This is a genomic window from Vibrio sp. D401a, assembly GCF_030248515.1.
Classification (GTDB): domain Bacteria; phylum Pseudomonadota; class Gammaproteobacteria; order Enterobacterales; family Vibrionaceae; genus Vibrio; species Vibrio rotiferianus.
This window is the reverse complement of sequence record NZ_JAHGAI010000002.1, coordinates 38753-52516: the sequence shown is the minus strand read 5'-3', so window position 1 is coordinate 52516 and position 13764 is coordinate 38753. Positions and strand designations below refer to the sequence as shown.

Annotated in this window: 12 protein-coding genes; 6 read left to right on the top strand and 6 right to left on the bottom strand. The window is 43.8% G+C overall.

Going from position 1 to position 13764, the window contains the following annotated elements; translation table 11 throughout:
* Positions 1 to 107 precede the first annotated feature (107 nt).
* Positions 108 to 1655, bottom strand: a complete 1548-nt coding sequence (locus KIV41_RS02525) for a DUF3360 family protein (RefSeq protein ID WP_010447182.1) — start codon at positions 1653 to 1655, stop codon at positions 108 to 110.
* A 584-nt stretch (positions 1656 to 2239) separates the two neighbouring features.
* Here KIV41_RS02525 and KIV41_RS02520 point away from each other — a divergent pair.
* The 4 genes from KIV41_RS02520 to KIV41_RS02505 all read left to right on the top strand — a co-directional run bounded on the left by KIV41_RS02520 (position 2240) and on the right by KIV41_RS02505 (position 5355).
* Complete coding sequence (locus tag KIV41_RS02520) at positions 2240 to 3010, top strand: ABC transporter ATP-binding protein (protein ID WP_005446708.1); 771 nt, start codon at positions 2240 to 2242, stop codon at positions 3008 to 3010.
* Between the two features lie 71 nt (positions 3011 to 3081).
* Entirely contained in the window at positions 3082 to 3852 is a 771-nt protein-coding gene (locus KIV41_RS02515) for an ABC transporter substrate-binding protein (protein WP_252041798.1), read from the top strand.
* A gap of 81 nt (positions 3853 to 3933) precedes the next feature.
* The gene (locus KIV41_RS02510) at positions 3934 to 4674 is read left to right on the top strand and encodes an ABC transporter permease (RefSeq protein ID WP_010447186.1); all 741 of its coding nucleotides are present in this window, start codon (positions 3934 to 3936) and stop codon (positions 4672 to 4674) included.
* Positions 4675 to 4677: 3 nt separating this feature from the next.
* Positions 4678 to 5355 (top strand): ABC transporter permease, encoded by a 678-nt coding sequence (locus KIV41_RS02505; RefSeq protein ID WP_010447189.1) that lies wholly within the window; start codon positions 4678 to 4680, stop codon positions 5353 to 5355.
* Positions 5356 to 5441: 86 nt separating this feature from the next.
* On the opposite strand, the gene xthA is transcribed toward KIV41_RS02505, so the two are convergent.
* The gene (gene xthA / locus KIV41_RS02500) at positions 5442 to 6248 is read right to left on the bottom strand and encodes an exodeoxyribonuclease III (RefSeq protein WP_285335610.1); all 807 of its coding nucleotides are present in this window, start codon (positions 6246 to 6248) and stop codon (positions 5442 to 5444) included.
* 177 nt (positions 6249 to 6425) lie between these two features.
* Here xthA and KIV41_RS02495 point away from each other — a divergent pair, with 177 nt between their 5' ends.
* Positions 6426 to 8543, top strand: coding sequence for a methyl-accepting chemotaxis protein (locus tag KIV41_RS02495; RefSeq protein WP_285335609.1), 2118 nt, complete (start codon positions 6426 to 6428; stop codon positions 8541 to 8543).
* 91 nt (positions 8544 to 8634) lie between these two features.
* On the opposite strand, the gene rsmS is transcribed toward KIV41_RS02495, so the two are convergent.
* Genes rsmS through dinG form a run of 4 tightly spaced genes read right to left on the bottom strand, consistent with a single transcriptional unit; the run spans position 8635 to position 12216 of the window.
* Entirely contained in the window at positions 8635 to 8799 is a 165-nt protein-coding gene (gene rsmS, locus KIV41_RS02490) for a pleiotropic regulatory protein RsmS (protein WP_010447195.1), read from the bottom strand.
* Entirely contained in the window at positions 8799 to 9344 is a 546-nt protein-coding gene (locus KIV41_RS02485; protein ID WP_071235714.1) for a primosomal replication protein, read from the bottom strand. Before KIV41_RS02485 ends, rsmS begins: the two co-directional genes overlap by 1 nt.
* The gene (locus KIV41_RS02480; protein WP_285335608.1) at positions 9341 to 10126 is read right to left on the bottom strand and encodes a TSUP family transporter; all 786 of its coding nucleotides are present in this window, start codon (positions 10124 to 10126) and stop codon (positions 9341 to 9343) included. The genes KIV41_RS02485 and KIV41_RS02480 overlap by 4 nt, the downstream gene beginning before the upstream one ends.
* Before the next feature lie 14 nt (positions 10127 to 10140).
* A complete protein-coding gene (gene dinG, locus KIV41_RS02475; RefSeq protein ID WP_285335607.1) occupies positions 10141 to 12216 on the bottom strand; it encodes an ATP-dependent DNA helicase DinG in 2076 nt (691 codons plus the stop codon).
* 514 nt (positions 12217 to 12730) lie between these two features.
* Here dinG and KIV41_RS02470 point away from each other — a divergent pair.
* The gene (locus KIV41_RS02470) at positions 12731 to 13762 is read left to right on the top strand and encodes a porin (RefSeq protein ID WP_038885811.1); all 1032 of its coding nucleotides are present in this window, start codon (positions 12731 to 12733) and stop codon (positions 13760 to 13762) included.
* The last annotated feature ends 2 nt before the right edge of the window (positions 13763 to 13764 follow it).

The window sequence follows — 13764 nt, the reverse complement described above, 5'->3', positions numbered from 1 at the left end:
ACTAAAAAAATTTTGCAAACCTTAAACTAAATCAATAAATACTAAAAAATCTCGATAAAAATTGGGTAGCGACAAGCGCTACCCACACAATTTTTGAACGAATGTCATTATAGCCAAGCTTTAATGCCATATTGTCCTTCTAGCATACCTACTGCAAGCATAGCGACTAAACAGATAACAAGTACACCTACAGGGATCACAATCTTGTCGACAAATGATAGGCGAGATGCACGCTCTTTATCACCAATTAGACCGTTGTTGTCTAGAAGCATCGTCAGTGCCCAAGCTAGAACTGGGTTAACAACTGCTGAACCAAAGATACAGATACCTGCTGCTTGAGAATCTTTTGAGTCTTTCACCATTTGCATACCTGCTTCAAGTAGAGGTAGAGATACACCTACAAGAAGAGCAACACGCATTACTGGTGGCCATACCGCGATATCCATTGGGAAACCAAGGATTGCGATGATCATTACTAGAAGACCAAGAAGGATAGCACCACCAGGGATAGGGCGTTTCGCGATCGCTGCTGGGATCATGTAAGTACCCCAAGATGAAGTGATGTTACCACCACCTACTGCTGTACCTACCATTTGGCGGATAGAACACATTGTCATTGTGTCATCAACGTCCATCAGTACTTTTTCAGTCTTTTTAGGGTAGTTCAGTTCTTGGAAGATACGGTGACCTAGGAAGTCAGGAGACCACATAGCTACAGCAAGGATTGCAAATGGTAGCGATGCGATGAAGTGTTCCATGTTAGGAAGACCTAGCATCCAACCTTCTTCAGTGCTGCCCCACCAGTAAACAGGGTTTAGGTTAGGAAGACCTGTTTCAGTTACGAACTTAATATCGAAACCGGCACCTAGTACTAAAGCGATTGCAAGGCCAGTGAAAGCACACACTGGGATTGCTAGCCAACGCTTGTTCACTTTTGCAAGGAATGCGTATAGCGCGATAGTGACTGCCAGTACAATAAGACCAACGTAGCCCATGCTGCCAGCTTCAACGGTAGAAGATTGTAGGCCAACTGCCCAATCTTGAATCGAAGTGATCTGGCTCATGGTACCCGTTAAGCCTAAAAAGATAAGCAAGCCACCAGCCGTACCTTCTGAGGTGAGGTTCACCAGTTTAGAGCCGCCTTTCAAGGCACTCAATAAAAGACCGAATACACCGATTAAAATTGCCAATGCAAGAGGGTGAGCACCAGCTAGAGCGATGGTACCAATAAGAGGGATCATTGGGCCGTGGTTACCCGCAAGGTTGGCTTTAGGGTTAATAAAACCAGAAGCAAGTACACAGAAAAGGAGTGCAGGGATAAGCATTTCTACACGCGCAACTTCGATTGCAAAATCCTTGCCTAAGTTTACGTGGTCCCATGCTGCAGTAAGGCCTTCAGCCCAAGACATCATTACCGCAGAGTACATTGCGATAATACCGATAGTACCAGCCAGTGCTGGAACAAGGTCTTCAAGCTCAAAGCGGAAATCACGACCTGGCAAGTTCAAGCCAAAGCGACGTGGCTTCATGATTTGCAGTTCGTGGTCTAGGTAGTCTGAACGGCTTGCGAACTCAGAAGATGGACGATGAAGCTCTTTGTAGCTCTTTGTCTCAATATCTGAATCAGAGTGCGCTTTATTTACTGCGTCTGACATAGATTCCTCATATGTTTAAAAAGTTATTAATTCTGAATTGAATTTTAAAATCCGCGTCCTGCGGTACTTCCTATGCTAGCTATTATTAGGATTTTGTTGCACGTATACCTCGTGCCTAAGCATAGCTAATAACCTGTTGTGTTGAGGCACAAAAAATTCCTCATCATTGAGGCGGAGTCTAACAAGATAGCCCTTTGGGGTGATTGATTTAGATCACTTTAAGAATAGATGTGAAAGAAAACTACAGAAAGTGTCCAATATGCGAATGAGCTGGTTTTTATTGATGTAATTTGATTACACAAGTTGCATAAAATTAGACTGATTGGGGGCTCATTCTAGAAGTAAATAACGAAATGGAGTGAAACATATTTTTAACGACTAAAGATGTTTCAAAAAACTATTAATGCACTTAATGTAGGGTATTGTGCCTTATTTTGAATATATATGCTTATATTGTGTTGCCTTACCCTTGGGTAGTAAAGTTAATAACTTGTTGCATGTTTTTTTGTGTGGTGATAATTTGTTCCCAAATAAGGAGGGCGGAGTCCCTCTAAGCAGTGACATTACACAGGGAGTAAAGCGCAATGAATGATGTACCAGCGCTAGATATAAAAGACCTGCACAAAACATTTGGCCAGAATGAAGTACTAAAAGGTATTTCACTTGCCGCACATAAAGGGGATGTTATCTCTATCATTGGCTCTTCTGGTTCCGGTAAGAGTACCTTCCTCAGATGTATCAACCTTCTTGAAACTCCAACTGCCGGTGAAATTTGGGTAAACGGTGAGCTTATTCAGATGAAAAACAATCGAGCAGGGGAGTCCGTTCCTGCCAACGAAAAACAAGTACAACGTATTCGCTCTCGCTTAGCGATGGTTTTCCAAGGCTTCAACCTTTGGTCCCATTTAACCGTTCTAGAAAATGTGATTGAAGCACCAGTTCACGTACTTGGTGTACCTAAAGCGCAAGCGATTGAAAACGCGGAGCTACTGCTGAAGAAGGTAGGGTTGTACGAGCGTAAAGACTATTACCCTGGGCATCTTTCCGGAGGTCAGCAACAACGCGCGGCGATTGCTCGTGCACTTGCCGTTGATCCAGAAGTCATGTTGTTTGATGAACCGACTTCTGCTCTTGACCCAGAGTTGGTCGGTGAAGTTTTGGGTGTAATGAGAGATTTGGCCGATGAAGGTCGAACTATGCTCGTTGTAACCCACGAAATGGCATTTGCACGCGATGTATCTAACCATGTGATGTTTTTACATCAAGGCTTGGTGGAAGAACAGGGAGATCCAGCTAAGCTATTTACAAACCCAGATTCAGAACGACTACAGCAATTTATTTCATCGATCTACTAATCTATCGTGGTTCACACCACATAAACAAAGCAAACAAAACGATACAAAATAACAATCACAGGAGTATGGAAATGAAAAAGTGGTTATTAGCAGCGACGCTTGCTGCTACTGCGGTATCTGGTGTAGCTCAAGCAAAGGAATGGAAAACGGTCCGCTTCGGTATTGAAGGTGCATACCCTCCATTTAGCTGGACAGAAACCGATGGTTCTTTGAAAGGCTTTGATGTTGATATGGCAAACGCACTTTGTGAAGAAATGAAAGTAAAGTGTAAGATTGTTGCTCAGGATTGGGATGGCATCATTCCTTCTCTACTCGCTCGCAAATATGATGCGATCATCGCTGCAATGTCGATCACTGAAGAGCGCAAGAAGAAAGTGGACTTCACAGGTAAATATGCTCTGATTCCAAACAAATTTATAGCGAAGAAGGGTGCAAATCTAGATTTTGACAACCTCGATGGTCAAAAGATTGCCGTTCAACGCGCAACTACTCACGATAAATACCTGACAGATAACTATGGCGATAAAGTAGATATCGTTCGTTACGGATCGTTCGACGAAGCCTACCTAGACCTTGCAAACGGTCGTGTTGCAGCAGTACTTGGTGATGCTTCGGCACTAGAAGAAGGTGTACTAAACAAAGCTGGCGGTGACGCTTACGAATTCGTTGGACCTTCTCTGACGGATCCTAAGTGGTTTGGTGATGGCTTTGGTATTGCGGTTCGCAAGCAAGACAAAGATCTAACTAAGAAACTAGATGCTGCTATCTTGTCATTACGTGAAAAAGGTGTTTACCAAGAAATTGCAGGTAAATACTTCAATTACGATGTTTACGGCGAGTAAGCTGTAACTAAGCGACCGTTGGCTTGTTCCTAGAAGTAGCCAACGGTCGATCTTTTGAGTTTAGGGATTAGGAACTCACCTATGCTGGATCTACAAGGATATGAAGCCTCGATCTTAAAAGGGGCTTTAGTAACTATCGAAGTCGCGGTACTTTCTCTGCTGTTAGCTGTCATTCTCGGTATGCTAGGGGCGTTGGCAAAACTCGCACCATACAAGTGGGCGAGGGCTATTGCGACACTTTACACCACCATCATTCGTGGCATTCCAGATTTAGTTCTGATGATGCTGATCTTCTTCGGTGGTCAAATTCTATTAAACAACAGTCTTTATTCGATCAATGAGACACTCAACGAATGGTTTACTGCCAGTGATCCTAACCATGAGTGGACTTCTTACTTGCCGGATTATATTGACGTCAGTCCTTTTATTGCTGGCGTGCTGACCATTGGATTTATCTTTGGCGCTTACATGGCTGAGACGTTCCGTGGCGCGATCATGGCCGTAGACAAAGGCGAGCTAGAGGCGGCAAAAGCTTATGGCATGAGCCCGGTGATGTCGTTTCGCAGAATCTTATTACCTCAAATGATTCGACATGCCTTACCTGGCTTTGGTAACAACTGGTTGGTTCTACTGAAAACGACGGCATTAGTATCCATCATTGGTTTGGAAGATATGGTACGCATGAGCTCGTTGGCGGCGGGTACAACCAAAATGCCATTCACTTTTTATATGGCGGTTGCGATCATCTTCTTGTTCTTTACCAGTGTTTCAACAGGCTTACTTAAGCTGGTTGAACGAAAATTCAGTATTCACGCGAGGTAAACCATGGATTTTTCATTGATCGTTGAAAGTTTCCCGGTCTACCTTGATGGGCTGTGGACAACAGTATGGCTTGTTGCTTTAGCGCTGGTGATTGGTCTGTGTGTATCGATCCCTCTCGCAGTTGCGCGCAATAGCACAAACTACGCCTTGAGTTTACCATCATGGGCATTTATCTACTTTTTCCGTGGGACTCCATTGCTTGTGCAGCTCTACCTTATCTATTACGGTATGGACCAGTTCTTCCCGGTGAAAGACACACTTTGGGAAAACGCGTGGTTCTGTGCGCTGGTGGCTTTCGTACTGAATACATCAGCCTATACGGCGGAAATTATTCGTGGGGCAATTAATGGTTTGCCTAAAGGTGAAGTGGAAGCCGCTAAAGCATACGGTATGAGCAAGTTTATGACTTATCGCCGCATTATTCTGCCAAGTGCATTGCGTCGTGCACTGCCAGCTTACTCTAATGAAGTCATCTTCATGCTCCACGGTAGTGCGGTTGCAGGTATTATTACCATTATGGACCTGACAGGGGCTGCTCGTTTGGTGAATTCTCGTTATTACGCACCATTTGAGTCATTCTTGACTGCGGGATTATTCTATATGGCACTGACCTTCATCATTTTGTGGTGCTTTAAAATGGCAGAGAAGCGCTTCTTGGCATATCTAAGACCGTTGAGCTAAATCCTTAGACAGCTAACAAGCAAAAAGAGCGCCTATTGGCGCTCTTTTTCAATTTAAAGACTTTTCGATTTGGAGAAAACTTAGAACTATTCGAATGTCGACCAGATCGGTGCGTGATCAGACGGTTTCTCAATACCACGTAGTTCGTAATCAATGTCCGATTCAACGCATTTCTTCGCAAGTGATGGTGTTGCTAGGATAACGTCAATGCGAAGGCCACGGTTGTCATCAAAACCACGAGAGCGGTAATCAAACCATGAAAAACGGTCATTGACTTCTGGATGCAAGTTGCGGAAAGTATCCTCGAAACCCCAATCTAACAACGTTTGCAACCATTCACGTTCTTCTGGTTGGAAAGAACATTTACCTGTCTTCAACCAACGTTTACGGTTTGGTTCGCCAATGCCGATATCCGCGTCAATTGGGCTGATGTTAATGTCACCCATGACAATCAATTGTTCATCGTTAGAGTGATGATCGTTTAGATAAGTCATCAAATCTTTGTAGAACTGACGTTTGTATGGGTACTTGGTTTCGTGAGCAATGTTGTCGCCTTGCGGGAAGTAACCATTTAGAACCGTTACCTTTTCTCCATGCTCATCTTCAAATGTCGCCATGATCATGCGTTTTTGATGTTCTTCATTGTCGGTTGGGAAACCTTTTTGAACGCTGATTGGCTCTTGTTTACATAGCATAGCCACACCGTAGTGCGCTTTCTGGCCGTGAAAGTAAACTTTGTAACCCATCGCTTCGACATCTTCGATTGGAAAAGTTTCGTCGTGTACTTTGATTTCTTGAAGGCCAATAACGTCTGGCTGATGCTTGTCGATAAGCGCTTGTAGTTGATGCAGACGCGCACGAAGTCCATTGATGTTAAAGCTAATTACTTTCATTTTTTATCCTTCTGAGAGGGCGTGTTTGAGCATGATGTTACCATCGCAAAGCCGAGCTGAAAACGGTTCTCATGTAATCAAATTAAGTTTAAGGAATTGTTAAATATGTAATTGCTATTGTCCCTGCGTATGGTTTAATGAGTCTCAAAAATGAGTTTGCTTGAATAAGGATGTTGTATGCGAACCCTATCTGTGCAGTGGAAAATCATGTTACTTTCCGGGCTTTGCCTGCTTGTTACTTCTTTATCTTTGATTGGCTTTTCAGTTTACAACGCGCTCGGCAACCAAAAATTGTTGCAACAAGAGAGCAGTGCGTCTGTTGTTGAAAAGTCGGAACAACTTTTACAAACCCGTGCGCTATTGAATGCGACGGAAGTGTCTGAGTACCTCAATGAAGCGACATATAGAGCCGAAATGTTGGCTGCGAACGCGTTATTCTTCAAATCTAACTCAGAGGAGAATTTTGGTGCGAGTGAAGATCTTCGGTCAGCTCTGAACGAAATGATTCGACAGGCAGTTTTGCGTTTTGATGCGATACAAGCTGCGTACTTGGTGTTTAATCCGGACATGCTAGACAGTGAAGACTCAAACTATAAAAGTGCCGACTATGTAGGTTCTAATGAAGCGGGACGATTTGCAACTTATTGGTCAAAGGCAAACAATGGCGAAAATGTGCTCGCCAAGACTCTCAGTGAGAAAGTGCTGAATCAGAATGAGAACGCTGAACGTTTTTATTGTCCTGTTTCTTCTGGCCAAACGTGTGTTGCTTCACCTCGATTGAACAGCAATGATACTGGCAGTTTCCTCACGACTTCCATTTCTATTCCTTTAATTGTGGAAGGCGTTCCTATCGGCTTCTTAGGGATCGAACTTCGTTTGGATCAGCTGGCGAAGATTGCGACCAATTCTGATCAAAGTTTGTTTGCAGGAGTCGGAAGCGTGTCAATGATCAGCCTTGATGGCACGTTACTCGCGTCGGATGATTCAGCAAATACCATTGGTCAACCTTTTGTTAGTTCAAACCTATCCAATGATAAGCTAACCGATTTCTTGTTTGGGGGAGAAGCTGCAGTAGAGTGGAACGCCTCAGATGAGTGGATGACGGTCTTCTCTCCTATTCAAGTTGCCAACCAGACTTGGGGGGTGATCTTTGAAATGCCGCGTTCGGCCGTATTGGCTGATGCAGACATGCTAGATACCTTGATCACGACGAATATGGAAGAAGGGATCATCATCGAGGTTAGTGTCGGTGTTGTTCTAGTACTAATTGGCTTAGCCACGACAGCGTTATTGGCAAAAACCATTGTAAGACCAATTAGGGAAGTCGTGCTTCGCTTGGAAGACATTGCAACGGGAGAAGGGGATCTAACCCAACGTTTGAATGTGCAATCACAGGACGAAATTGGCCAGTTATCAAACGCATTTAACCAATTTTTAGCGCGATTACAGAGCACGATAAAACAAGTGGTTGACACTTCACGACAAATGGCGGGAAAAACCGAACATGCGAAGCTGGTGGTTGCGGCGACAAGAAGCAGTAGTGATGCACAATTCAAAGAGGTTGATCTCGTTGCCACTGCCGCTGAAGAGATGACGCAAACCGCGGCGCTGGTGGTGCAAAATGCGGAAGTTGCGGTGAATGCAGCTTCAGCAGCAAGCAAATCAGCCGAGAGAGGGCAGCAAGTGATTCAAGCGTCTGAGCAACAAATGCAAGCGCTGCTTTCTACTATGATGAAAGCCGTTCCTGTGGTGGAAGAGTTGGCAAATAACAATGCGAGCATTACAGAAATTCTGACGGTCATTGAGGGCATCTCTGAGCAAACCAATTTATTAGCGCTTAATGCTGCTATCGAAGCCGCACGAGCAGGTGAACAAGGTAGAGGTTTTGCCGTGGTTGCGGATGAGGTTCGAAATTTAGCAAGTCGTACTCAAAGCTCTGTAGGGGAAATTCGAGATGTGATCGCTAGTGTCCAAACTGGAACACAGGCGGTAGTGGGAGCTATTACAGAGGGTAACCAAAAAGCACAATCTTCAGCTGAACAAGTCCATATGGCAGTAGAAGAGTTGCAAAGTATTTTTGAGTCTATTGCTGCTATCAATGACATGAACAGTCAGATCGTCAGAGCGGCCGAAGAGCAGCAATCGGTATCAAATGAAGTGAATCAAAGTGTAGCGAATATCCGAGACCTTAGCAGCGAAATCCTCAATCAGGCTCAATCATCAGAGAGTGCTGGTTCAGAGATGGAATCGTTGTCTGACCAACAACAAGCGTTGATGGCGCAGTTCCAAGTCTAATGGCTTTTAAGCCACTTTTGTCCGCGCAATATAAAGGGGAGCATTGATGCTCCCCTTTATTGTGTTTAAGTGTTTGTTTCCAGATAACGCTTTATTCAGCTTTAAGCTTATTTTCCAAATCGCTTTGCACAATCTTAATCGCTTTCAACGCGGTTTCTGGATCGATCTCATTGGTTTCTAATAAGTAAATCAAATCCACAGCGAGTTTGATCTCTGCTGGCGCGTCATCAAGAGGGGATTTTGGTTGTTCAGGCATTACTGGTTTTTTTCCCTATGAGTAATTTGGTTTTCCAATTTAAGAAGTGCTGCTTCGCAACGTTGTAGTCGTTGTTCTGTTGCTAATAAGACTTTCTGAGCTTCAGCCCTTGCAAAGCTTGGTGCCATTTCGACGGCCCGTTCTTTTTCTAATACCATTTCGCGTAAACGACGAGCCCATTCTTGGTGCTGAGCCAGTTCTTGGTAGAGAACGTTAATTGGTTTTCTGAAATGGCTGCTGTGTTTGATTTCACCTTTACGGATTTTGGTCGTAGAAATTTCGCGTTGAATAGCTGTTATTTGAGCGACAAGTCTTTCGGTCAGGTACTCTGCACGAAGTGCTGTGAGTTTTTCTTCTTTCTGTTCACGGACAATAGAATCAAGTGTTGCAGTTGCTTCTTTAACACAAGGAACCAATAACCGAGAACGGCAGTGGAACAAACGTTCATCAAAGAGAGGGACATGATGCTCACCGCGTTGGCGATCAAGTGCCGCTGCTTGGTTAGACATCTGTTCTAAGTTTTCAGAAAGTTGTTTAATGTTCATGCTAATCCCACAAACCACGCTTCATAAGCAAGTTTAATTGCTAATACACTTACTACGGTAACAAATACGGGGCGAATGAATTTAGAGCCAAATCGAATCGCGGAATGCGCACCAACAAAAGCGCCCGCCATTAAACAGACCCCCATGGTTAAGCCCAGTACCCAGTTGATATGACCTAAAACTGCAAAAGTGATAAGAGAAGTAAAGTTGCTAGTAAAGTTCATTGCTTTGGCTAAGCCTGACGCAAGCAAGATGTTCAGTCGATAAAGAGCCATCGAACTTACCGTCCAAAACGCGCCTGTACCAGGCCCTGCTAATCCATCATAGAAGCCGATCGTAAAACCTTGCATATACTGCTTTTTATTGAGCATAGGGCAAGGTTCAGGGGTTGGGCTTTGATGTGTTGATTGCGGTGTTTTGTGGAATACGGTGTACATGGCGGCCGCAAGAATAATTAGAGGTAAAACCTTCTCTAACCACTCTGTACTAATAGCATCAACAAACAGCGTTCCTAATGTAGCACCAATGAGTGTTGCTACAAACGCTCGTCCCCAGCACTGTGGTTTGAACAAGCGCTTTCTATAATAGGTAAAAGCGGCAGTGGAAGAAGCAAAAGATGCGGCTAACTTGTTGGTACCTAATGCAATATGTGGCGGAAGGCCTAACGATAGCAAAGCAGGTACGGTTAACATGCCACCACCACCGGCTACAGCATCAATAAATCCAGCAACAAAAGCGACGAGCGCCAGCACCAACAACATGGTTGGCTCAATCATTTCCATAAATAGTTATTCTTCTAATATTCGATCTTGCGTTTAAACGGCGGAAGCGAGTCAATTAAAGCTTGCCCGTAGCGTTTTGTTACTAAGCGTCTATCAAGGATGGTCACTCTACCAGAATCGCGTTCTTTGCGCAGTAAACGACCAACACTTTGAATCAGCTTTTTGCTCGCGTCAGGCACGGTGATCTGCATAAACGGATTCCCTCCTTTCTTCTCTATGTATTCCGAGTGTGCTTGTTCTACCGGAGAAGTAGGGACACCAAATGGAATCTTAGTAATGATGAGGTTTTCTAGTAGCTCTCCCGGTAAATCAAGACCTTCCGAGAAGCTTCCTGTACCAAAAAGAATGCTAGTTTTCTGCTGATCTACGAGCTTTTTATGTTTTTTTAGAATTTCTGTGCGTGAACTTTCGCCTTGAACTTGTAGTGCCCAGCCCCGTTTTATGCAATCTGAACTTAACGCATCCGCTACTTGGTTCATTTGCCAATAAGAGGAGAATAATACTAAGTTTGCTTTGTTGTCTTCTAAATACTTAGGCAAAATTTCAATAAGATATTCGGTAAATTGTGGTGCTTGAGGCTCATATTTCATCGCTGGAATCAAAAGCTCGGCTTGGTTTTGATAGTCGAACGGAGAAGCTAATGCTAAAAACTGAGTTCCTGACTCAGGTTTAGCATCGACACCTACTTGATGACAGAAGTAATGGAAGGAGTTTAGTGCGCGCATCGTTGCTGATACAAGGACTGCACCAATGCAGCGGCTCCAGATTTGTTGATCGAGTTGCCAGCCAATCTCCAGTGGCGAAACACTAACAATATAATCGCCTTCTTGGTCTGGGTGTTTTTCTAGCCATCGAGCCAAAGGAGCGCCTTTGTCGCGGGTGGGCTCTGCCATTAGGTTCCACACCTGTGCTAGGTTTTCCAAGCGCTGAATATAAAAACCTAATTCAGCGAGGGCTGGTTCTGCTAACCTTGATGAAAGTTCACCATCTTTCACTCGCTCAGCTATAAGATCGGCGATCTTAGCCACACTTTGATTCGCTTTCTTACTTAGTTGCTTAAGATCTTTAGATTGATTTTCTAACCAAGTGGGCAGCTCGCCATGTTCAAAGCGATAAATGTTTTCTTCGAACTGTGCAGGATCGAACTGTTTGGTTAGTTGGCTCAGTGCAGGGATGAGCTCTTGCACCGATTCCTGTAAATCATTGCGAAAACGGGCGACACGCTTTTCATCAGCTAAGGATGAAAACTTACTGGTCGATTGGTTGAGCTTCTCTAGCCAAGCTGCCGCACCTTTCAAGCTCGCAGATGCGGATGCATGGTCGCGAGCTACATGGGGTAGGTGGTGGGCCTCGTCAAACACATAAATCGTGTTTTCAGGCTCAGGGAGAATCACGCCACCGCCTAAGTCTGCATCAGCCATCACTAATGAATGGTTGGCAATGATGACATCATTCTTGTCTAACTCTGCTCTAGCTTTCTGAAAAGGGCAGTTGCGATGGGCAGGTAAGCTATTATTACAGCTGTGCTTATCACTCACAATAAGCTGCCATAGACGATCATCTATTGGCTTTGGCCAAGAATCACGGTCGCCATCCCACTTACCTTGAGCAAGAGAACGATACATGGTCTCTAGAAGCTCGATGTCTTTCTTCTTTGGTTTTGTCTCAAACATAGCGAGCTGACCACCATCAACTCCGCTTGCAGTAGCAAGTTTCTCTGCACAGCAGTAGCGTTGGCGGCCTTTGGCCAAAATAAAGGAGAACTCTCGATCTGTAATACGGCGGAAAAGAGGCAAATCTTTGTTTACTAACTGCTCTTGTAAAGCCACTGTTGCAGTCGATATCACAACTTTACGGTTGTTATGTACCGCAACGGGAATCGCCGCCATTAAGTAAGATAAAGACTTCCCGATCCCGGTACCAGCTTCAGCAATAAGCATACGATTTGATTTGTGGTATTGCCCGCATAGCGTTTTTGCAATCTCAGCGACTAGATAGTTTTGTGCTCGACGTGGCACAAAGTTGTCCAGTTGAGCTTGTAAGTTCTGATAGCTGTTTCGAATCGACTTTTGAATGTTACTGGTTAGCATACGGGCCTCAAATGCGTTGGTGGCGCATAGTAGCACACTTCACTAGCTGTACAGTAGTTCACAAAATGGAATGCTTTTGTATGGAATGTAGATCTTGTTCACAAAAAAATATTGAACCTAATTCAAATGAAAATAATTTCATGGAATGAAATATATAAAACTTCAAAAATGCCATTTTAGTAGTGTTTTGTTCTTTGATATTGGTTTTTTCATATTGATTTTTAATATTTTAAACTGCTTATTAATGAAATGATAAATTAATAAAAATCAAGTCGATTGTTTAGAAGTTCATCGAATAATTTAAATATAAAAAATCAAGTTATTGTTTTTAAAGTGTATTTTTGTTTTTTGATGTAAATATTTAGAAAATTTGACAGGCAGAATAATCTTTTGCACTCTAGTGCCCAGATTTTGCAAACCAACATTGTTACGCTTCGATAACAAGTGGTTTCGAAAATAAAAAAAGGGAATCGGACAAGGATATCCCAAACTAAGAAAAGGCAGTGGATTAATTATGAAAAAGACTCTATTAGCTCTAGCTGTAGTTGCGTCTGCAACTTCAGTAAACGCAGCTGAAGTATACAAAGCTGAAGGCGGTTCTGTTGATTTTTACGGTCAACTACGTCCAACTCTTTTATTCCTAGATAGCAACGACCACACAGCTGAGCTAAACACTAGCTCTTCACGTATGGGTGTTAACGGCGTTTACGTTGTAAACGACAGCCTAAAAGTTCTAGGTGAAGTTGAGCTAGGTGTAGGTCTAGGTGACAACTACGGCGCTGAAGAAAACTCAAGCGAGCGTACAGACGATACAGTATACGTTCGTCGTCACATCATCGGTTTCGACATGGGTGAAATGGGTACTATCCGCTTCGGTAAAGAAGGTACTTTCGCGGATGACGTTTACGGTGCTGATTACTCATACTTCTTCGGCGGTTCTGCACTTCTTTACGGACACGCTTGGAACAACTCTTCTCAAATCAAATACGCATTCGAAAACGATGCATTCTGGCTAAAAGCTGGTTACGCACTAGGCGAGAATGACAAGAACGAAGAAGTTCGCGAAGTATTCGTAGGTAAGTCTTTCGGTGACCTATCTATGCACGCGGGTGTTCTATCTTCTGAGAACAAGATCGCTTCTAAAGGCAACAACAGCGAAAACCTATCTTTCGAAGTAACTGCTGAGTACGCTCTAGGTGAACACACTCTAGGTGCAACATACTACTACAACGAGAACGATGACAAAGCTGCAAGCGAAACAATCGACTCTCACGCTCTTTCTCTAGCGGGTATGTTCGCAGTTGCTCCTAAAACAACTCTTTACTCTGGTTACGAGCTAGTAGCATCTTCTTCTGACAAAGCTGGTAAGAAAGACGGCGACCAATCTAAGTTTTACGCTGGCGTTGAATACAAGTTCTCTAAGTGGGCTCGCGTATTCGCTGAAGCTGGTTACAACTTCGATGGTGATAAGCTAGAAGCTGGTAAAGCGACTGCGGCAACAGATTCTAAAACTGACTTCGGTGTTGGTGCACGTTTCTACTGGTAATC